This is a genomic window from Lentisalinibacter salinarum, assembly GCF_040706555.1.
Lineage (GTDB): Bacteria > Pseudomonadota > Gammaproteobacteria > Steroidobacterales > Woeseiaceae > Lentisalinibacter > Lentisalinibacter salinarum.
In genome coordinates this window covers 957678-975963 of the sequence record NZ_JAPDRH010000003.1, presented here as the reverse complement: position 1 = coordinate 975963, position 18286 = coordinate 957678, and the positions used below count along the sequence as shown (strand labels likewise).

Here is an 18286-nt window from a genome sequence, read left to right as displayed (position 1 = left end):
AGTGAATCCCCGCAATTACCTCGCGGGTCATTGAACCGGCCGGGCACGGCGGGGATAGTCGCTCCCGGGGAGGGAGTCCTTATGCCGCCTGTTCAAGCCCGGAACTTTCCGTCGCTCTGCCGCCAGTGGCGCCGTTTCAGGAACCTCTCGCAGCTGGATCTGGCGCTGGCCGCAGACGTCTCGCAACGCCACGTCAGCTGGCTCGAGACCGGCCGCAGCACACCGAGCCGCGAGATGGTCCTGCGGCTGTCCGATGCCATGGAGATTCCGCTGCGCGAACGGAATGTCCTGCTGCGCGCCGCCGGCTACGCGCCCGTGTACGGCGAGAGCGGACTCGAAGAGCCCGTGATGCAGCCGGTGCTGCAGGCGCTCAAGCGCATCCTCGACCATCACGAACCACTGCCGGCCGTGGTCGTGGACCGCCTCTGGAACGTGCGGATGCAGAACCGGGCGGCCGGGAGGCTGCTGGGCGCGGGGGGCGACCCCGGAGCCATGCTCGAGGAGGTCGCCGTGGACGACGCGCTGAATCTTGCGCTCCTGACCGTCCACCCGCGCGGACTCAGGCGCTTCATCGTCAACTGGGACGAGATCATGCCGTCCTTCGTGCGCCGGCTGCGCAGCGAGGCGTTGGCGACCGACGACCCGAAAGTGCAGAATTGGTTCTCGCGCCTGCTCGAGCTGGCGGGGCCGGTGGCGGACGGGGGTCCGGTCATGGAGAGCCTGCTGCCCGTCCTGCCCCTCGAGCTGAACATCGACGGCCTGGAGTTGAGCCTGTTCTCCGTGATGTCGACCTTCGGCACGCCCCAGGATGTGACGACCGACGAACTCCGCATCGAAGCCTTCTATCCCACGGATGCGAAAACGGCGGACTTCTTCACGAGGGTAGCCTCATGAATCGTGCAGCCATCCATGCGATCGCCTGTCTCTCGCTCGCGTCCGCCCTGACCGCCTGCGGAGGCGGCGGTGGCGGCGGAGGCACCGCATCGGCCCCGGCGCCTCCGGACCCGCCGCCGACGCTGTCCACGGGGCCCGACGACTGCGTGGCCGGGGCAGCCGGCGGTTTCGCCTGCGCGGGTGTCTCCCTCGCCTCGCGCGTGCCGATCGCCGAGATGGGCGGCAATGCCGGCAACGACGTGTGGGCCTGGGCGGACCCGCAGACCGGCGCCGAGTACGCGCTGATGGGCCTGACCAACGGCACCGCCTTCGTCGACGTGACCGACCCCGAGGCGCCGGTCTTCCTCGGCCGGTTGCCGACCGCGACCGTCAACAGCACGTGGCGGGACATTAAGGTGCACGAAGGCCACGCCTTCATCGTGGCCGATGCCGCCGGCGCCCACGGCATGCAGGTGTTCGACCTCAGCCGCCTGCGCGGCGTCACGGCGCCGCAGACCTTCGCGGCCGACAACGTCTATGTCGACATCGGCTCCGCGCACAATCTCGCTATCGACGAGGAGAGCGGATTCGCCTACGCCGTCGGTGCCGAGGGTCCCGGCGGCTGCGACCACGGCCTGCACATGATAGACGTGCGCACGCCGATCAACCCGATGTTCGCGGGCTGCCACACCGCCGTCGACACCCATGACACCCAGTGCGTGGTCTACCGCGGCCCGGATGTCGAGCACGCCGGCAGCCAGATCTGCTTCGGTTCGGCGAATCTGGAGAGCCCGGATCCGGCGGCGCCCGCGGACGGCGTCGCCCGGCTGGAGATCGTCGACGTGGCGCTGAAGTCTTCTCCGCTGCAGTTGTCGCTCACCCCCTATCCGGAATCGGGCTATGCCCATCAGGGCTGGCTCACCGAGGATCATCGCTTCTTCCTGCTCGGCGACGAGACCGACGAGTCGCGCCGCGGCGTTCCCACGCGGACCCACGTATTCGACGTATCGGATCTCGACGCGCCCCGCTTCCTGTTCGCGTACGAGGGGCCGACCCCTTCCATCGACCACAACCTCTACGTGCGTGGCAGCCGGGTCTACCAGGCGAACTACACCTCCGGGCTGCGGATACTGGAATTCGGCGACCTGGCCGCGGGAGGGCTGCAGGAGATCGCGTACTTCGATACCTACCCGGACGACGACTCGGTGGAGTTCTCCGGCGCCTGGAGCGTCTATCCCTGGCTGCCGTCCGGCAACGTCCTGGTCAGTGACAAGCGGTACGGGCTGTTCGTCCTGACGCCGGACTAGGCGTTTCCGGGCGCGGGCGCCTCCCGCCGGTGCCACCATTCCTGCAGCGAGGTGCACAGCACCGTGCCGTCGTCGCCGCGGCGGAATTTCAGGCGGAACGTGCCGTCCAGCCGAATCCGGCTGCCATCCCGCACGCGGGTGAACCACGCCTGCCAGTGGGCGAAACACTGATCGCCGGCCACGGCCAAGACCGCGTGGCGGAAAGACACCTCTGCCTGGGCGTCGGCGGCCCCTTCCTGCCAGTAGCGTCGGATGGCATCGCGGCCCTGCATAGGCGGTTCGAAGGGGTCCTCGTGGTAAATCGCGTCCCCGCTGAAAAGCGCGGTAACCGCGTCCGCGTCACCGGCTTGCCACACCTCGCCGTAGCGGCTCAGCCAGGCATCTGCCTGCTCCTCGGATATGTCGGAGGTGTTGGTCATGATTACTCCGGAAGAACATGATGCGACCATGACAGCGATTGTGCGGATACCTGTCAATCGGCCTTCTCGCGTGCCGACCACTACTCGCGTCACGGAGCGGTTAGAATGCCGCGGTCCACGCTTTTGTGGTTGCCCGGGAGAGTTCCATGAAACTCCGCTACAAGATCCTGACGGGAACCGTCGCCGTTCTCGTCGTCGCGGTGGCGGCCATCGCTTTCGTGCTCAGTCACGAGGCGCCTTGCCCGGAGACGCCGCCGGATGCGGAGTCCGGCGACGCGATGCGGGCATGGGTCTATCGATGTTACGGCACCACCGAGGTGCTCAGCCTGGAGCGGCGCGACCGGCCGGTGCCGGCCGACGACGAGTTGCTGGTCAGGGTCGCCGCCGCAGCCATCAACCCCTACGATTGGCACTTCATGACCGGCTCGCCGTATTTCATGCGGCTCATGACCGGGCTGGGCAGGCCGAATGAAATCCGGCTCGGCGCGGATTTCTCCGGGACCGTGGTCGCGGTCGGGGCGGATGTGACGCGATTCTCCCCAGGAGACGAGGTCTTCGGCGGCGCAACCGGCTCGTTCGCAGAGTATCTCACCGTCGCCGAAGGCGGACCCGTAGCGGCGAAGCCCGCGAACGTCTCCTTCGAGCAGGCAGCCGCCGTCGGCATCGCGGGCTTCACCGCTATCCAGGCGTTGCGGGATCACGGTGCGCTGGAGGCCGGCGAGACGGTCCTGATCAACGGCGCGTCCGGTGGCGTCGGTACCTTCGCCGTCCAGATCGCCCACGCCATGGGCGCCGAGGTCACCGGCGTCTGCAGCGCAGCCAAAATGGACGTGGTGCGGTCCATCGGCGCCGATCAGGTCATCGATTACCGGCAGCAAGACTACACTGACAGCGAGCGCCGTTACGACGTGATCATCGACCTGGTCGGCAACCGTTCCGTGCGGGAGAATACGCAGGTCCTCGAGCCCGATGGCCGGCTGGTGATCGTGGGCGGTCCCAAGGGCGACTGGCTGGCGCCGCTGAAGCCGATGATCGACTCCGCGCTGATGTCGCCGTTCGTCGACCAGCAGGTCGGGACGATGCTCGCGTACATGACACGGGACGATGCAATCCGCCTCGGCGAACTGATGCGCGACGGAGCGCTGGCGCCCGTGGTCGATCGAACGTTCACTCTGGACGAGCTCCCGGCCGCCATCGAGTACTGGAAGTCCGGAAAGGCGACGGGCAAGGTCGCGGTCACCATGCGGTGATCGCGCACTGTCGCCCCGGGCATTCGTTCACGGCGTCTTGAACACCTTGCCGCCCTTCATCACGAAGTCCACGTCCAGCAGTTCGGCGATGTCGTCCAGCGGCGAGCCGTCGACGGCTATGACGTCCGCGTATTTGCCCTTCTCAAGCGTGCCGAGGTCGTCCGTCATGTCGATCAGGTCCGCGGCGTTGACGGTCGCGGCCACGATCACGTCTTCCGCGCTCATCCCGGCTTCCACCATGAGTACGGCTTCCTGCGCGTTGTGGCCGTGCTTCGATACGCCGCTGTCGGTGCCGAAGGCCACCTTCACGCCCGCCCGGTGCGCCTTGCCGAAGTTGTTCTTCATCTCTCGGCCCACGCGGATGGCCTTCTCACGGATGGCCGGCCGCATGAAATCCGACTCCTCGGCCATCTGCTTCACCGTAGCGCCGGCCAGCAGGGTGGGCACCAGGTAGGCGCCGGTCTCCCGGAACAGGGCGATGGCCTCGTCGTTGACGTAGGTGCCGTGCTCGATACTGTCGACGCCTGCCTCGAGAGCCGCGATGATGCCCTCCGCGGCGTGGGCATGCGAGGCCACCTTGCGGCCCATGCGGTTCGCGGCCCGCACCACCTCGCGGAGTTCGTCCATCTCCATCTGCTGGCCGGTACCGGTGGCGCGGTCGGTCAGTACGCCGCCCGTCGAGGTGATCTTGATCAGGTCCGCGCCGTATTTGATGGCGTCGCGGGTGGCGCGGCGGCAATCGTAGGGGCCGTCGCAGATCGAGGCATCCGTATAGAACGCCATCAGTTCCGGTTTCATGCCGCTCACGTCGGCGTGGCCGCCGGTGATGCCGACGCCGCCGGCGGCGATGATGCGCGGCCCCTCGATCCAGCCGCTCTCGATGCCGTCGCGCAACGCATACATCTCCTGCTCGGAGCTGCCGACGTCGCGCAGCGTCGTGAAGCCGGCCTCGAGCGTGCGCATGGCATACATGACGCTGCGCATCTGCAGCTGCTGGGGCGAGAGGCGGAGCGCCTCGCTGTCGTTCTCGGGGCCGAGCTCGCCCTGCAGATGTACGTGCATATCCATCAGCCCGGGCAGCACGAAGAAGTCCTTCAGGTCCACGACCTCGACTTCGCCTTCGAAGTCGGCAGGGTCCGCGTAGCCCTTCCTCACCTCGCTGATGCGCTCGTCGACGATGACGAGGGTCCGCTCCCGCTCCGGCGGCTGGCCGGGCACCGCCAGCAGCGTGCCGGCGTGGACGAGTTTGGTGGTGGCGGCGGAGGCGGCGGGCAGACCAGCCGCGGCGGTTGCAACGAGGATTGGCGTAAGGACGGACAGAAGGCGACGAAGAAGCATGAACTCTCCTGGTGCTCGGCTATTCGGAGGGACGGGAGTATACCGCGCCGATCGGGCGGCTAGTCAGTATCCCCTATTGACCGTCATCGCGCCCGCGGCCTTACAGTGGAGAAGAGGGGCAGGAACCAACCCCAAGGAGGGAAAGATGAGGATTCACCGGTATCTGACACTGAGCGCGCTACTGCCGGCAGCGGCAGTCCTGGCGACGGGCGCCGCCGTGACACCGGCATACGCCCAGGACGACGAAGCCGACGTGATCGAGGAGATCGTAGTGGTGCGTGCGCCCATCGAGCGTCGCACCGTCGAGCCCGCCGGACCGGGCCAGCCCGAGACCGAAGTCATAGAGCTGAGCCGGCAGGTAAGCTTCGCGGATCTGGATCTCGCCCGGCACAAGGACGTCGAGCAGCTGCGCAGCCGCATCCAGGAGACCGCGGAACGGGCCTGCGAGCGGCTGAACCAGATGTTCCCGGTCACGCGGGAGGGCGTGCAGGGCACCGCCCGCTGCGTGAAACGGGCCGTGGCGGACGCCGAGAAACAGCTCGAGGCCGCGATCGAAGCCACCGAATAGGTGTCGACGAAATCGGCGTCGCAGTCGGTCAGCGGCCGCCGCAGACCGGGCAATCGGGGCGCTTGCGCAGGCGGATGCGCCGCCATTCCTCGGTGATGGCGTCGTACAGTGCCAGCTCGCCGGCGTGCACGGGCAGGCCGGCCACGAGCTTCATGACGGCGCTGGCCATGGCCAGGCCGATGAGGCCGGGCACCGGGGCGAACACGCCGTTGCCCTGGCAGTCCTCCAGGGACTCGTCCGCCTCTTCGTAGATGCAGCGGTAGCAGGGCTGGTTGTCATAGTCCGTGAAGACGGCCAGTTGGCCCTCGTAGCGGATGGCCGCCCCGCTTACCAGCGGTGTCCGCGCGGCCACGCAGGCCGCGTTGACGGCGAAGCGGGTGGCGAAGTTGTCGCTGGCGTCCACCACCACGTCCGCGTCACGGACGGCCGCGGCCAGGGCCTCGCCCTCCAGCCGCCGGTCGATCATCTCGTGGCGCACGGCCCCGTTGATGATGTGCAGCCGGGCGGCGGCGATCTCCACCTTCCGCTTGCCGAGGTCGTCGGCGGTGTAGAGAAACTGGCGGGCGAGGTTGGTCTCGTCGACGGTGTCGAAGTCGTTCAGCACCAGCTGGCCCACGCCCGCGGCGGTGAGATAGGCGGCGACCGGGCAGCCGAGGCCGCCGATGCCGATCACGAGCACGCGGGTGGTGGCGAGCCGTCGCTGCCCCTCGGCGCCGAACCCGGTCAGCGGCAGGTGCCGTGCGTAACGCAGTGGTGTGCTCAAGGCCCGGTCTTCGCTCAGTCTTCGAGGCGCGCCGAGACGATCTTCACGGGCTCCATGGGCACGTCACTGTGTCCGCCCCGGTTGCCCGTCTCCACGGCCGCGATCTTGTCGACCACCTCCATGCCGTCGGCCACCTTCGCGAATACGGCGTAGCCGAAGTCGCGGGAGCCGTGGTCCAGGAACGCGTTGTCCTTGAGGTTGATGAAGAACTGGGATGTCGCGCTGTCCTTGTCCTGCGTTCGGGCCATCGACAGCGTGCCGCGCAGATTCTTCACGCCGTTGTCGGCCTCGTTCGTGATCGGGTCGCGGGTGGGCTTGCGGCTCATGTCCTCGGTATGGCCGCCGCCCTGGATGACGAAGCCGGGGATGACCCGGTGGAAGATGGTCTCGTCGTAGAAGCCTTCTTCCACGTAACGGCGGAAGTTGTCCGTCGTGACGGGGGCTTCCTCCGTCATCAGCTCTATCCTGATGTCGCCCAGGCTCGTCTCGAAAATGACCACTCGCTCTCTCCTGTTGCTGGCTGTCAGGCGTCCGGGAGCCGTGCTTCCGTGACGCGGTCGGCGCCCGCGAGGTCCCGCCGGCAGGCGACGACCTCCAGACCCACGGCCCGGAGGATACCCGCAACGCCCGCAGCCTGCATCGCGCCGTGCTCGATCAATGCTCGCCCGCCGGGGGCCAGGTGCGCAGGCAGGCCTGCCGCGATGCGCCGGATGTCGTCCAGGCCGTCCGCGCCGGCGGCGAGCGCGCGCCGGGGTTCGAAGCCGATCGCCGCGTCGGCCAGGGCCGGGTCGTCCCGGGCGACGTAGGGAGGATTCGAGACGATCAGGTCGTAGCGCTCGTCGCCGAGGCCTCCGAACCAATCGCTCTCGACGAAGCGGATTCGCCCCGGCACGAGGCGAGCGGCATTGCGTCGGGCGACAGCCAGGGCCTGCGCGCTCGCGTCCGTCGCCGTCACCACGGCCGCGGGCCGACCGCTGGCAGTAGCGATGGCTATTGCGCCGCTGCCGGTACCGAGGTCCAGCACCCGGCAGCGCTCGCCGTGGGGGATCAGTTCGAGCGCCCGCTCCACCAGAATCTCGGTGTCCGGACGGGGGATCAGCACGGCGGGTGTCACCTCGAACTCCAGCGACCAGAACTCCCGCGTTCCGGTGATGTAGGCCAGCGGCTCGCCGGTGACGCGACGCGCCAGCCACGCATCCGCCTTCGCCTTCGCCCCCGCGTCGGGCGTGTCGTCACGGTGTGCGATCAGCCAGCTGCGGTCGCGGCCGAGCGCGCGCGCGAGCAGCAACTCCGCGTCCAGCGCCGGGCTGTCCGAGACATCCGCCAGCGCCGCCCGGGCGCGCCGCAGCCAGCCGCCGATGTCTTCCGCCGCATCGTTCATGATGTGCTCACGGTCCCGATGCCCCGCGTGGTTGTCCCTGGCGGGGCATGCTACCGGCAGGGCGCCCGGCCGGCTAGCCGCGGCGCACTCATGGCGTAGAATGGCGCCCATTCCGAAATGGGAAGCCCTGATGAACATCTATTCGAACGTGCTGGAGATGGTGGGCCGCACGCCGATGCTCGAGGTAAGCCGCTTCGATACCGGCCCCTGCCGCCTGTTCCTGAAGCTCGAACTCGCTAACCCCGGCGGCTCCATCAAGGATCGAATCGGCATCTCAATGATCGAGGAGGCCGAGAAGCGCGGTGACCTGAAGCCGGGCGACACCATCGTGGAGGCGACAGCGGGCAACACGGGCATTGCGCTGGCGCTGGTCGCCGGGCAGAAGGGTTATCACCTGGTGCTGGTGCTGCCCGACAAGATGAGCCAGGAGAAGATCTTCAACCTGCGCGCCATGGGCGCCGAGGTCGTGCTCACGCGCTCGGACGTCGGCAAGGGACACCCGGAGTACTACCAGGACCTCGGCAAGCGGATCGCGGACGAGCGGGGTGCCTACTTCATCAACCAGTTCGGCAACCCCGACAACCCGCTGGCCCACGAGCGGACGACGGCACCGGAGATCTGGGAGCAGATGGAGCGCGATCTCGACGCCGTGGTGGTGGGCGTCGGCTCCAGCGGCACGATCTCGGGGATGTCGAAGTACTTCCGCGAGCACGAGACCGGCGTGAAGATGATTCTGGCCGATCCCGAAGGCTCCGTGCTGGCCGATTACGTTGAAACCGGCGAGCTGGGCGAGAAGGGCAGCTGGCTGGTCGAGGGCATCGGCGAGGACTTCATCCCCTCGATCTGCGACCTCTCCGACGTGGATGCGGCCTACACCATCCCGGACGCCGAGTCCTTCGCCATGGCTCGCGAGCTGCTGCTGCAGGAGGGCATCCTCGCGGGCTCCTCCTCCGGCACGCTGCTGGCGGCCGCGCTCCGCTATTGCCGCGAGCAGACCGAGCCGAAGCGCGTCGTCGCCTTCGCCTGCGACACCGGCAACAAGTACCTCTCCAAGCTCTACAACGACTTCTGGATGGAGGACAACGGCTTCATCAGCCGGCCGCATTACGGCGACCTGCGCGATCTCATCGGCCGTCTGCACGGCGAGCAGGCCACCATCACGGTGGGCCCGTCCGACGTGGTGACCACCGCCCACAACCGGCTGCGCAACGCGGGTATCTCCCAGCTGCCGGTGATGGAGGAGGGCAGGCTGGTGGGCGTCCTCACCGAAGACGACATCATCCGCTTCGTCTTCGGCCACCCCGAGCTGATGCACGCGGCGGTGGCAGACGCCATGCAGACCGCTTTCATCCGGCTCGACAAGGACACCAGCGTCGATAACCTGGTGGCGATGCTGCAGGTGCAGCCCTATGCCGCCATTACCGACGGCGACGAATTCCTGGGCCTGATCACACGATCGGATGTACTCAATTACCTGCGCAAGCAGAGCGGACAGGTGGCGACGACATGAGCAGCGACAGGAAATATGGCTTCGCGACGCGGACCATCCATGCCGGGCAGTCGCCGGATCCGTCCACCGGCGCCATCATGCCGCCGATCTACGCCACCTCCACCTACGTGCAGTCGAGCCCCGGCCGGCACCAGGGCTACGAATACTCGCGCACGCAGAACCCCACCCGGGCGGCATGGGAGCGCTGCATGGCGGATCTCGAGGGCGGTGCCGGCGCGTTCGCGTTCGCCTCGGGGATGGCGGCAATTGCTACCGTGCTGGAGCTGCTGGACGCCGGCTCCCACGTGGTGGCGATGGACGACCTCTATGGCGGCACGTTCCGGCTGTTCGACGGCGTGCGCAAACGCTCCGCGAATCTCGACTTCGATTTCGTCGACTTCACGGACCGCGATGCCATCCGCGCCGCCATCCGGCCGGAGACGCGCATGCTGTGGCTGGAGAGCCCCAGCAATCCTCTGCTGAAACTGGTGGACATCGAGGCGGCGGCAGCGATCGCCCGGGAGCACGACTGTCTGCTGGTGGCCGACAACACCTTCGCCACGCCCTGGAGTCAGCAGCCGCTCGCGCGCGGGTGTGACATCGTCGTGCACTCCGTCACCAAGTACCTGAGCGGCCACTCGGACATGGTGGGCGGCATCGCCGTGGCCGCGACCGACGAGCTGTCGGAGCGCCTCGCCTACCTGCAGAACTCGGTGGGCGCGATTGCAGGGCCGTTCGACAGCTTCCTCGCGCTCCGCGGCGTGAAGACGCTCGCACTCAGAATGCAGCGCCACAACGACAACGCGAGTGCGATCGCCGAATGGCTGGTGGGCCGCGATGAAGTGGAAGAGGTGGTCTACCCGGGGCTCGCGAGCCATCCCCAGCACGAACTGGCGTCACGGCAGATGCGCGGTGGCGGCGGTATCGTCACGTTTTTCATGAAGGGCGGTCTGGAGGAATCCCGCCGCTTCCTCGAGCGCTGCGAGGTGTTCGCACTGGCCGAGAGTCTGGGCGGCGTGGAAAGCCTGATCGAGCACCCGGCCATCATGACCCACGCCTCCATACCGAAGGACAAGCGCGAGGCGCTCGGCATCAGCGACACTCTCATCCGCCTCTCGGTGGGCGTGGAGGACGTCGACGACCTGATCGCAGACCTGGAACACGCGCTGACGATGTAGGAGGGCCTTCAGGCCCGAAAGCGTATCGCGCCTGAAGCCCCTCCCACAGGGTGCCTGTAGGAGGGGCTTTAGCCCCGATTCATTAATCAATCGGGCCTGAAGGCCCTCCTACGTTAGTTATTGCGGATTCTGCGGCAGACCGTCGGCGATCTCGTAGTAGTCGCCCTTGTCCGCCACGAAAATGTGCAGGCCGAGTTTCACGCCGGTAGGGCCGTCGAAGGCGCCCATGGCGATGCCGAATTCCTCTCCACCGATCGCCTCCCAGAACAGGAACGACCCGCAGGTGGAGCAGAAGCCCCGCCGCGCCTTGTCCGAGGCCTGGTACCAGGTCAGGTTGTCCTCGCCGTGGAGGGTGACGCGGCTCTTCGGAACGTCGGTCGCCGCCCAGTAGTGGCCCGACTGCTTGCGGCACTGGGAACAGTGGCAGGCATCCGGCGTGGCGAGCTCGCCGCTCACCTCGAACGTGACGGCGCCGCAGAGGCAAGATCCCTTGTGCATGATCGTATTCTCCCTTGCTGGTTCAGTGATCATGGCCGGGTCACGACCATGAGGTGATAGCCGCGGCGGATCTCGACCTTCTCGAAGCCGCAGCGCTCGTAGAGCGGGATGGCCGGATTTTCGGGATGCACAGTCAGGGATACCTTGTCATGCCGGGCCCGCCAAGCGCGGCCGAGGGCTTCGCGCATCAGCGGCTCGCCGAGACCTCGGCGCTGATAGGGTGGTTCGAGCGCGATACCGAGCTGTGGTGTCGTGTCGTCGATGGAAGCGAGGCCGACTCCCCGGGGCAGCACGCGCATCCAGCAGGCGCCGGCGTCTTTACCGTCCACTACCGCGACGGCACCGATATCGGTCGGCCGCCCCCAGTCTTCGGCGTAGATGCGCACGCCCGGATCGTCGAGCACCTCGCGGGGCCGCAGGCCGGCCGGTGGCGGGTCCCACAAAGCGATGTGCAGCCAGTCCCAGAGGACCGACTGGTCGGATGCGCGCAGGTCTCTGAATTCGATCATCGGTCCCCCGGCCTGTGTGTCGGGAGCATCGCACAAGCGCTAATATGCCGCCATTATCCCGGGACATTCCATGAACAGCGAATTGCGCAACCTCGGCCTGACTCCGTTCTTCGTCGCCCAGCTGACGGTGGAAGAACTGGAGGACGGTCGCATCGCGCGGGTCTCTCAGGTACAGCGGTCGGTGCTGCGAGTCCTGGACGGTGCCGGCGAGAAGACGCTGCCGCTGCCCTCCGACTATCCGTCGGCTCCACCGGAGGACCGGCCGACCGTCGGTGACTGGGTCGTGCTCTCCGGCGGCGGATCGAGGATCGAGCGCGTGCTGGGGCGCAAGAGCATCTTCCGGCGCGTCGCCGCCGGCGAGAAGACCGAGCTCCAGCTGATCGCCGCGAACGTCGACATCCTGTTCGTCGTGAGTTCCTGTAACGAGGAGTTCAGGGAGTCACGCCTCGAGCGCTACCTGGCGCTCGCCGGGGAGGCCGGCGTGCTGCCCGTCGTCGTGCTGACCAAGATGGACCTCGCGGAGGATGCGGACTCCTACGTCGCCCGGGCCCGGAGCGTGCAGGCGGGCATTTCCGTCGTCATGCTGAACGCGCTGGACGCAGAATCCTTCGGCGACCTCCGTGCCTGGATGGAGCCGGGGACGACGGTGGCACTGGTGGGATCGTCCGGTGTCGGTAAGACGACGATACTGAACACGCTCATGGGCGGGAGCGTGGCGGCGACGGCAGCCATCCGTGAAGACGACAAGAAGGGGCGTCATACGACGACCTCCCGGTCGCTGTATCGGCTGCCGGGCGGAGGCGTCGTGATCGACGTGCCGGGCATGAGAGAGCTGAAGGTCGCCGACGTCGGTGATGCACTGGGCGCCGTTTTCGAGGATATCGAATCGCTGGCCCGGCAATGCCGGTTCGCCGACTGCGGCCACGAGTCGGAGCCGGGCTGCGCAGTGCGTGAGGCGATCGACGCCGGGCAGCTGGATGGGCGCCGGCTGGAGAACTACCGGAAACTGCAGCGGGAGAGCACACGCCACACGGCCAGTCTCGCAGAAACTCGGCGCAGTGCCCGGGAATTCGCCAAACAGGTCAGGCAGGTCACGGAGCTGAAGCGGAGACGGAGCGAGCCCGACTGAACCGCTGCTCAGTCGCCGGCCTTGCGGAGCTGCCGCAGGACATCCGCCTCGCTCGCCCCCTCGATCTCGACGACCTTGTTCGGCGAGCCGCCACCCGAGACGATCCTGACGGCGGCCGGGGGCAGCCCGAGATCAGCGGCGAGCAGTGCGGTCACGGCGGCATTCGCCTTGCCCTTCTCGGGCGGTGCCGTCACGCGGACCTTGAGAGCGGAGCCGAGCCAGCCGACGATGCCCGCGCTGCTGGCGCCGGGTACCACCTTCAGCCTGAGTCGCACTCGGTTCGCGCTATCCCCGGTCATCTTGTTCCCCGAGCCGGTCCGGATTCGCACTCGGGGAAGGATTCGATCAGGCTCATGCGCTCCTGCATGAGGCCGCGCGCGGCGGCCCGCTTCTCCTCGGTGTCTAGCGGGCCGAGCGCATCGTATCGGTTCCCCAGGGACTCGTACTGCAGCCACCAGCGCTGAATGGGGCCGGTGACCCATTCCCCGCCGATCAGGGAGAGCTTCAGGCCGTGAGACTCCTTCGAGTGCCACGCCACGACCCAGACCTGGTCGGTGCAGTCCGGTCCGTCCTCGCACGGACACCCGCTCGTGACGCCGGAGATGTTGACGAGCGCGGTCGGGAAGACCGCCCTCGTCGCCTGCTCGATCTGTCGCACTTCGTTGTCCGAGATGTTCGTTTCGCGGAGCGGGTCCGTCGGGCGCCGGGGCCTGAGCTGATGCGCACGGCTCCAGCGCTGGTAGGAACGCTCGCCAGCGACCGCCTTGTCCGCTCCGTCGGCTGCCGTCGACTGCGGCGGCGCGATCAGCAGGCCGAGGGATATCCCCAGGACTGCGGCGGCAATGATCCCGTTGTCGCGGCTAGCCATCGACTGACCCTTGCGGCAGGGGCCGCGGGACGTTTTCGGTATACATCCGCTTCTCGCCGGCGAAGCGCTCGTAGAAATCCCGATGCGCGCCGTGGGAGAACACGTCGTCCCGTTCGGTGTAGTCCCGGATCCAGCCGATCAGCATGTCGAGATTCGCATCCTGGGCCGCCTTGCTCTCGTATTTGTGCGGCTCCCACGGGCGATTCCTCGCATTCGCCACGCACTGCTCGACGTCGAGGTTCAGGAACACCGCCCTGGCGGCGAACGGCGCAGCCACCTCCAGCAGATCCGCGTAACAGCCCTCGATGACCCAGCCGGCATGACGGCCGATGAATGCCTCGATCTGCTGAGCAGAATCCGCGAGCGGCGCCCGCCGCGGGGGAGGCTCCGGCAGCCAGGCGAGCGTGTCCAGGTCCAGATGCGCCAGGCTCCCCGCGTCGGCCAGCTGCCGGGCCAGCGTCGACTTGCCGGAGCCGGAGTTGCCGAAGATCAGTACCTTATCGTCTAGCCCTGCCACTCGAAGACGTCCTCGATGCCCGTGCCGAATACCCGGGCGATGCGGAACGCGCTTTCCAGCGAGGGCGAATAGCGCCCCTGCTCGATGGCGATAATGGTCTGGCGAGTCACGCCGATGGCATCGCCGAGTTCCGCCTGGGTCAGTCCGCCGTGCTCGGCGCGTAACTCTCGCACCCGGTTGGTGAATGGTAACCGCTGGCGACCCATGGCGTGGTGGCTCCTAGATGCCGGTCCGGTACAGGAAAATCTGGATGACGTACTCGGCAAGCGTCCCGAGCATCAGTGAAGCGAAGACGCAGTAGAACAGCAGATCGCCGTTGCCGGAGAGCAGATAGAGGCCGAGTGAGACGATCACGCCGGTGCCGAAGACGTAGCCCGACCGGTGGCTCGCGTAGGCGGCAATCGTGCGATCTCTCTCATCGAGGGGCGCGTTGGCATCCTTCGGCGCCAGCGCGGCGGTCACTGCATGGCCGATTATGGCGATCACGATCAGGACGATCGTGTATAGCGCGATCAGCGGTATGGCGGGGGTGGCGAGGCTGGCGGTGGAGGACGAGGCCCTGATCACGACACCGAAGTACACGAGCGCCCCGAGCAACAGGGCGACGGTCATCACCCATGCGGACTTTTCCCGAAAACCCATCCTGAAAATCCTCATGTCAAAAATTATTAACATTCAGCATAGGGGGTTCGTGGCGGTATGTCAAAGATCTTTTACACTCGGAGCCGCACTTGAATCCGGGCTCCGCATTCACCGTCCCTCGGCGCTTCGTTCGGTGAGGGCGCTACCGATCCTCGTCGCCGCGAACGCCATGGGGAAATATGCCAGCACGAGGTCGGCGACAACGAACCACGTGGGTGCCGGTATCATCCGCGCGGCCGCGATGCCGCCCGCGAGGAACACCGCGCCGACGGCCCACGCGGCCGCGTTGCGGTAGCTGCCGGCGAAGAGATGCGCCGCGGTGGCGCCGACCAGCGTGCCGACGGCATGCGCAAGGAAAGGAAACAGGAAGTGCCGTGGCTGAAACAGGTGGGCGGATGCCGCGACCGACTCGGCATTCGTAACATCCACGCCTGCGGGGGCCGAAACGATCGCCGACCCCAGCATCACCAGCGCCATGTTGACGATTCCGCCGATGAACACACCGGCGACGAGGGCAAGAATCACGCGCAGGATCTTCATGACGTGTCTCCTCGAGTTGCCCCGGCAGCGGGGCCGACGCCCTAGCTTACCTTGCGGTCGGACGTCACGCTTCGGCGCCGGGCCGTCCCGTGCCCCCGGCCTCCACCTGTACGCTGCGGTAGAACAGCACCCCCAGCAGCAGGACGACGATGAAGAACGCGCCCACATAGCCCGCGATGCCGATGTTACGGAGAGTCATGTTGCCGGTCACCACACCGCTCAGGCCCGCCAGGGCGAGACCGCCGCTCAGCAGCATGGCCGCTCTGATCGACAGCGCCAGTCGACTCCCGGTGAACGCGCCGGCGGCGCACAGCATGGAAAGCGCGAAGAATACGTCCCAGGCCAGAATATCGATGGCGTAGGCGAGCGAAGGCCATTCGAACGAGAGCAGGTGCGGCAGACTCTCATGCGCCGCAAACTCCGCCTGCCGGCTCAGAGTCAGGATCGCGAAGTGCACGGCGCACGTAAGTGACGCCGCAATGGTCATGAAGACCACTGCTGAGAGGCTGAGCGCCTTCCGTCGGGCCGGCGCCCAGGAGTGAACCGTGACCATCAGCAGGACCATCGCAGGCATCATCAGGAGGATCAGAACCTCGAGCAGCGTGAAATACGGATCGCCTATCGGCTCGTCACCGGACTCGAGCGAAGCGAGGCCGGCAGCGAGCGTGATGGCGTACGCCAGCAGCAACGCTGCGACGAGCGATGCGGATCCGATACCGAGGCGACGGGCTGTCGCGCCGTACTCAGCGGGCATTCACATCCGCCCCGCACGAGGGCGCTGACGTGCGCGGCAGCTGCGCACGGTCACGCTTTCGCAATGATATAGCTCCCGGCTCCGAGCATGATGGTTCCCGCCGTCTTCCTGGCTGCTCTCTCGATCTTCAGTTCTCTCGCCATCGTTGCCAGCTTTCGCGCCGATAGCGCATACAGCATCTTCACGCCGCCGACGCTCGTGACCGTGATACACACGATTGCCATCACGTCTACGGCTTGAAGCGCAGACAAGTCAACGAACATGGGAAAAAGGCTGAGGTAGAACAGGATGGCCTTGACGTCCCCCAGGGTCAGAGCAAAGCCCGCGACAAAGCTGGCCGCGAGACTCCCACGTCCATTACCGGCATTCGCCGGGACGGCGGTCCCGTGTTTCGTTCTCAGCAGCGAGAGACCAAGCCAGAGAAGGTATATCGCCCCCAGATACCTGATGCCCAGGAACAGGCTGCCGAGAGTCTCTGCGAGCACGGACAGGCCGAGCACCGCCAGCCCGATAAAGACCAGGTCACCCAGGACGATTCCCGCGGAAACGGCGGCACCACTTCCCACCCCCAACGTCGCCGACCGGGTCACGACGAGTGCGACACTGGCGCTCGGTATAGCGGCGAGCGACGTCATGATGCCGAAGAGGGCCAGTGTCTCGATGAGGCTCATTGTCGGTATAGTGCCAGTCTTCGGCACTTTCGGTCATCACTCCACGTAATAGGACCACGTTGCAGAGCGAGTGCCGCCGGGGTTTTCGACCACTTCCAGCACATCGCAACCCGCCTCCCAGCAGCGCTCGAGCCGCGCTACGCGGTCTTCACCGATGGGGATTGTATTGACGCCGAGGCTGCTCAGAAGGGTTTGTGAGCTGGATTCCAGATAGATCAGGAATTCCCTTCCGCTCGAGAGGTTCTTCACGAAACGGGCCTCGGTCTCGCTCCCCGTGAGGCCATAGCAGACGATGGGCTCCATCGTGTTCTCGCCCATACAGGATCCCTTGTCATGAAGCCGCGTATCCTTACCGAGGAACTCCTGCCAGCTGTCCCGACTGTTGCCGACCATGTCGACGGGCGCCCGCACCCAGCCGTGCCGGTCCTCCGCAGGTACCTCCAACGAGTGATTACGCACCCATTCGATACTCCCTTCCGGACTCACTTTCGCAGAGAACACGACGGTCTTGCCGAGCAGCGTCGGATGGGCCTCGCTGCCGAAGGTCACGAACACGTGTCCGTCCGTGACGTCGAGTGCAGCCACCGGGCCGGTCCGGGTATCGGCGGGCGACGGGCTCATGCCCGTCTCTGTGCGGTCCGCGGGGAAGGACCGGGTGTTCCGCCACACTTCCTCGATCGCCGCCCGGGCGGCGGCCGAGACGATCCAGGCCATTTCGATGTCGCCGGCAACGGCGGCTTCCTCGTAGTCGGACTGCGCAGCCGCGACATGGCAGAAACAGACGGCGGTAATCAGCAATGCTGTCAGCTGCAGTAATCGGAAACCGGTCTTCACGAGAGACCTCCTCGTTCATCCCGCCAACGGTGGCGGAACAGGCGCTGTCCGACGATGGCTCCCGCCAGAGCGCCCGCCATATTAGGCAGCAGGAACAGGCTATTTCGTGTCGCGATGGCGAAGAAATCGCCCTGGCCGGCGACGGCCGCGATCGAATGAAGGATATAGATGACGAAGAGCGAGAGGGCGAAGGACAGACAGACCGCAGGGGCGACGAAGTTCCTGCGCGCGACCCATGTTCCCGCGAGCGCCGCGACGAATATCATCGCTGCACTGGCGAGCATCGCGGCGGGCGGCGTGACGTCGAACGGCGGGAACAGCGAGCCGAGGGCACTGATGAGGAAGAGCGTGCCGATCGCCGCGGCGACACCGAGCCCGATGCGTTTCATCCCCGGGACAGACATCAGGAATCCTAGCGGCCCCTCGCCGCGAACTGGCGGATCACCTCCGGATCGCGGTTGACGTAGCGCTGGAGCATGTCGATGAGCTTGTCTTCCGGTCGCGAGTGAAGGTACCAGCCCCATTGGCCCAACAGGACTCCCCCTAGCATGAAGTAAGCGTCAGTCAGGTCGTAGGGGTAGTCGATGTCGACGTAGAGGGCGATGACGGGCACCGCCAGCCAGCAGGCGAAGCCAACAAACAGATTGCGTCTGCGCTTTGCACGCTCCACGGGTATTTTCGAGAGAAGTTCGATTTCGCGCTGGGTGAGTTTCATGGTCACTCTCGTCACGGAGACTTGCTTGTGGTCGGAAAATACC

Annotated in this window: 25 protein-coding genes; 7 read left to right on the top strand and 18 right to left on the bottom strand. The window is 66.6% G+C overall.

Annotated elements, in window-relative coordinates; translation table 11 throughout:
- Window positions 1–81 precede the first annotated feature (81 nt).
- Window positions 82–894 (top strand): helix-turn-helix domain-containing protein, encoded by an 813-nt coding sequence (locus ACJMKZ_RS15040; RefSeq protein WP_405234019.1) that lies wholly within the window; start codon window positions 82–84, stop codon window positions 892–894.
- Window positions 891–2180 (top strand): choice-of-anchor B family protein, encoded by a 1290-nt coding sequence (locus tag ACJMKZ_RS15035; RefSeq protein WP_405234018.1) that lies wholly within the window; start codon window positions 891–893, stop codon window positions 2178–2180. Before ACJMKZ_RS15040 ends, ACJMKZ_RS15035 begins: the two co-directional genes overlap by 4 nt.
- Here ACJMKZ_RS15035 and ACJMKZ_RS15030 read toward each other — a convergent pair.
- A complete protein-coding gene (locus tag ACJMKZ_RS15030) occupies window positions 2177–2599 on the bottom strand; it encodes a YybH family protein (protein ID WP_405234017.1) in 423 nt (140 codons plus the stop codon). The two genes, ACJMKZ_RS15035 and ACJMKZ_RS15030, sit on opposite strands and share 4 nt — an antisense overlap.
- Window positions 2600–2745: 146 nt before the next feature.
- On the opposite strand from ACJMKZ_RS15030, the gene ACJMKZ_RS15025 reads away from it, so the two are divergent.
- Window positions 2746–3849 carry an NAD(P)-dependent alcohol dehydrogenase gene (locus tag ACJMKZ_RS15025; RefSeq protein WP_405234016.1) on the top strand — a complete coding sequence of 368 codons (1104 nt, stop codon included), beginning with the start codon at window positions 2746–2748 and terminating at the stop codon, window positions 3847–3849.
- 27 nt (window positions 3850–3876) lie between these two features.
- On the opposite strand, the gene ACJMKZ_RS15020 is transcribed toward ACJMKZ_RS15025, so the two are convergent.
- Entirely contained in the window at window positions 3877–5187 is a 1311-nt protein-coding gene (locus ACJMKZ_RS15020) for a metal-dependent hydrolase family protein (RefSeq protein ID WP_405234015.1), read from the bottom strand.
- Between the two features lie 145 nt (window positions 5188–5332).
- Here ACJMKZ_RS15020 and ACJMKZ_RS15015 point away from each other — a divergent pair, with 145 nt between their 5' ends.
- Window positions 5333–5755, top strand: coding sequence for a UrcA family protein (locus ACJMKZ_RS15015; RefSeq protein WP_405234014.1), 423 nt, complete (start codon window positions 5333–5335; stop codon window positions 5753–5755).
- A 28-nt stretch (window positions 5756–5783) separates the two neighbouring features.
- Here the strand turns inward: ACJMKZ_RS15015 and ACJMKZ_RS15010 are convergent, their stop codons facing one another.
- The 3 genes from ACJMKZ_RS15010 to prmC are packed head-to-tail and all read right to left on the bottom strand — an operon-like array spanning window position 5784 to window position 7899.
- Window positions 5784–6518 carry a HesA/MoeB/ThiF family protein gene (locus tag ACJMKZ_RS15010; protein WP_405234013.1) on the bottom strand — a complete coding sequence of 245 codons (735 nt, stop codon included), beginning with the start codon at window positions 6516–6518 and terminating at the stop codon, window positions 5784–5786.
- 14 nt (window positions 6519–6532) lie between these two features.
- Window positions 6533–7045: a peptidylprolyl isomerase gene (locus ACJMKZ_RS15005; RefSeq protein WP_405234176.1), complete on the bottom strand. Its 513-nt coding sequence runs from the start codon at window positions 7043–7045 to the stop codon at window positions 6533–6535.
- Window positions 7042–7899, bottom strand: a complete 858-nt coding sequence (gene prmC, locus ACJMKZ_RS15000; protein WP_405234012.1) for a peptide chain release factor N(5)-glutamine methyltransferase — start codon at window positions 7897–7899, stop codon at window positions 7042–7044. Before prmC ends, ACJMKZ_RS15005 begins: the two co-directional genes overlap by 4 nt.
- 130 nt (window positions 7900–8029) lie before the next feature.
- On the opposite strand from prmC, the gene ACJMKZ_RS14995 reads away from it, so the two are divergent.
- Together ACJMKZ_RS14995 and ACJMKZ_RS14990 are read left to right on the top strand one after the other, a co-directional pair.
- Window positions 8030–9409: a pyridoxal-phosphate dependent enzyme gene (locus tag ACJMKZ_RS14995; protein WP_405234011.1), complete on the top strand. Its 1380-nt coding sequence runs from the start codon at window positions 8030–8032 to the stop codon at window positions 9407–9409.
- Window positions 9406–10566 (top strand): trans-sulfuration enzyme family protein, encoded by a 1161-nt coding sequence (locus ACJMKZ_RS14990; protein ID WP_405234010.1) that lies wholly within the window; start codon window positions 9406–9408, stop codon window positions 10564–10566. Before ACJMKZ_RS14995 ends, ACJMKZ_RS14990 begins: the two co-directional genes overlap by 4 nt.
- A gap of 117 nt (window positions 10567–10683) precedes the next feature.
- Here the strand turns inward: ACJMKZ_RS14990 and ACJMKZ_RS14985 are convergent, their stop codons facing one another.
- Window positions 10684–11064 carry a GFA family protein gene (locus ACJMKZ_RS14985; protein WP_405234009.1) on the bottom strand — a complete coding sequence of 127 codons (381 nt, stop codon included), beginning with the start codon at window positions 11062–11064 and terminating at the stop codon, window positions 10684–10686.
- Between the two features lie 29 nt (window positions 11065–11093).
- Window positions 11094–11573, bottom strand: a complete 480-nt coding sequence (locus ACJMKZ_RS14980; protein ID WP_405234008.1) for a GNAT family N-acetyltransferase — start codon at window positions 11571–11573, stop codon at window positions 11094–11096.
- Window positions 11574–11643: 70 nt separating this feature from the next.
- Here ACJMKZ_RS14980 and rsgA point away from each other — a divergent pair, with 70 nt between their 5' ends.
- Window positions 11644–12702 carry a ribosome small subunit-dependent GTPase A gene (gene rsgA / locus ACJMKZ_RS14975; RefSeq protein WP_405234007.1) on the top strand — a complete coding sequence of 353 codons (1059 nt, stop codon included), beginning with the start codon at window positions 11644–11646 and terminating at the stop codon, window positions 12700–12702.
- An 8-nt stretch (window positions 12703–12710) separates the two neighbouring features.
- Here the strand turns inward: rsgA and ACJMKZ_RS14970 are convergent, their stop codons facing one another.
- The 11 genes from ACJMKZ_RS14970 to ACJMKZ_RS14920 all read right to left on the bottom strand — a co-directional run bounded on the left by ACJMKZ_RS14970 (window position 12711) and on the right by ACJMKZ_RS14920 (window position 18243).
- Window positions 12711–13001 carry a DUF167 domain-containing protein gene (locus tag ACJMKZ_RS14970; RefSeq protein ID WP_405234006.1) on the bottom strand — a complete coding sequence of 97 codons (291 nt, stop codon included), beginning with the start codon at window positions 12999–13001 and terminating at the stop codon, window positions 12711–12713.
- Window positions 12998–13570 (bottom strand): hypothetical protein, encoded by a 573-nt coding sequence (locus tag ACJMKZ_RS14965; RefSeq protein ID WP_405234005.1) that lies wholly within the window; start codon window positions 13568–13570, stop codon window positions 12998–13000. Before ACJMKZ_RS14965 ends, ACJMKZ_RS14970 begins: the two co-directional genes overlap by 4 nt.
- Window positions 13563–14087 (bottom strand): AAA family ATPase, encoded by a 525-nt coding sequence (locus ACJMKZ_RS14960; RefSeq protein WP_405234004.1) that lies wholly within the window; start codon window positions 14085–14087, stop codon window positions 13563–13565. The genes ACJMKZ_RS14965 and ACJMKZ_RS14960 overlap by 8 nt, the downstream gene beginning before the upstream one ends.
- Window positions 14075–14293: a helix-turn-helix transcriptional regulator gene (locus tag ACJMKZ_RS14955; RefSeq protein WP_405234003.1), complete on the bottom strand. Its 219-nt coding sequence runs from the start codon at window positions 14291–14293 to the stop codon at window positions 14075–14077. The genes ACJMKZ_RS14960 and ACJMKZ_RS14955 overlap by 13 nt, the downstream gene beginning before the upstream one ends.
- Before the next feature lie 13 nt (window positions 14294–14306).
- Window positions 14307–14729 carry a hypothetical protein gene (locus ACJMKZ_RS14950; RefSeq protein ID WP_405234002.1) on the bottom strand — a complete coding sequence of 141 codons (423 nt, stop codon included), beginning with the start codon at window positions 14727–14729 and terminating at the stop codon, window positions 14307–14309.
- A 108-nt stretch (window positions 14730–14837) separates the two neighbouring features.
- Window positions 14838–15269: a hypothetical protein gene (locus ACJMKZ_RS14945; RefSeq protein WP_405234001.1), complete on the bottom strand. Its 432-nt coding sequence runs from the start codon at window positions 15267–15269 to the stop codon at window positions 14838–14840.
- A 64-nt stretch (window positions 15270–15333) separates the two neighbouring features.
- On the bottom strand, window positions 15334–16023 hold the full coding sequence (locus ACJMKZ_RS14940) for a hypothetical protein (RefSeq protein WP_405234000.1): 690 nt from the start codon (window positions 16021–16023) through the stop codon (window positions 15334–15336).
- A gap of 50 nt (window positions 16024–16073) precedes the next feature.
- Window positions 16074–16694 carry a LysE family translocator gene (locus ACJMKZ_RS14935; protein ID WP_405233999.1) on the bottom strand — a complete coding sequence of 207 codons (621 nt, stop codon included), beginning with the start codon at window positions 16692–16694 and terminating at the stop codon, window positions 16074–16076.
- A 36-nt stretch (window positions 16695–16730) separates the two neighbouring features.
- Window positions 16731–17528, bottom strand: a complete 798-nt coding sequence (locus ACJMKZ_RS14930) for a pilin (RefSeq protein ID WP_405233998.1) — start codon at window positions 17526–17528, stop codon at window positions 16731–16733.
- Entirely contained in the window at window positions 17525–17932 is a 408-nt protein-coding gene (locus ACJMKZ_RS14925; RefSeq protein ID WP_405233997.1) for a hypothetical protein, read from the bottom strand. Before ACJMKZ_RS14925 ends, ACJMKZ_RS14930 begins: the two co-directional genes overlap by 4 nt.
- Before the next feature lie 8 nt (window positions 17933–17940).
- Window positions 17941–18243, bottom strand: coding sequence for a hypothetical protein (locus tag ACJMKZ_RS14920; RefSeq protein ID WP_405233996.1), 303 nt, complete (start codon window positions 18241–18243; stop codon window positions 17941–17943).
- Between the last annotated feature and the right edge of the window lie 43 nt (window positions 18244–18286).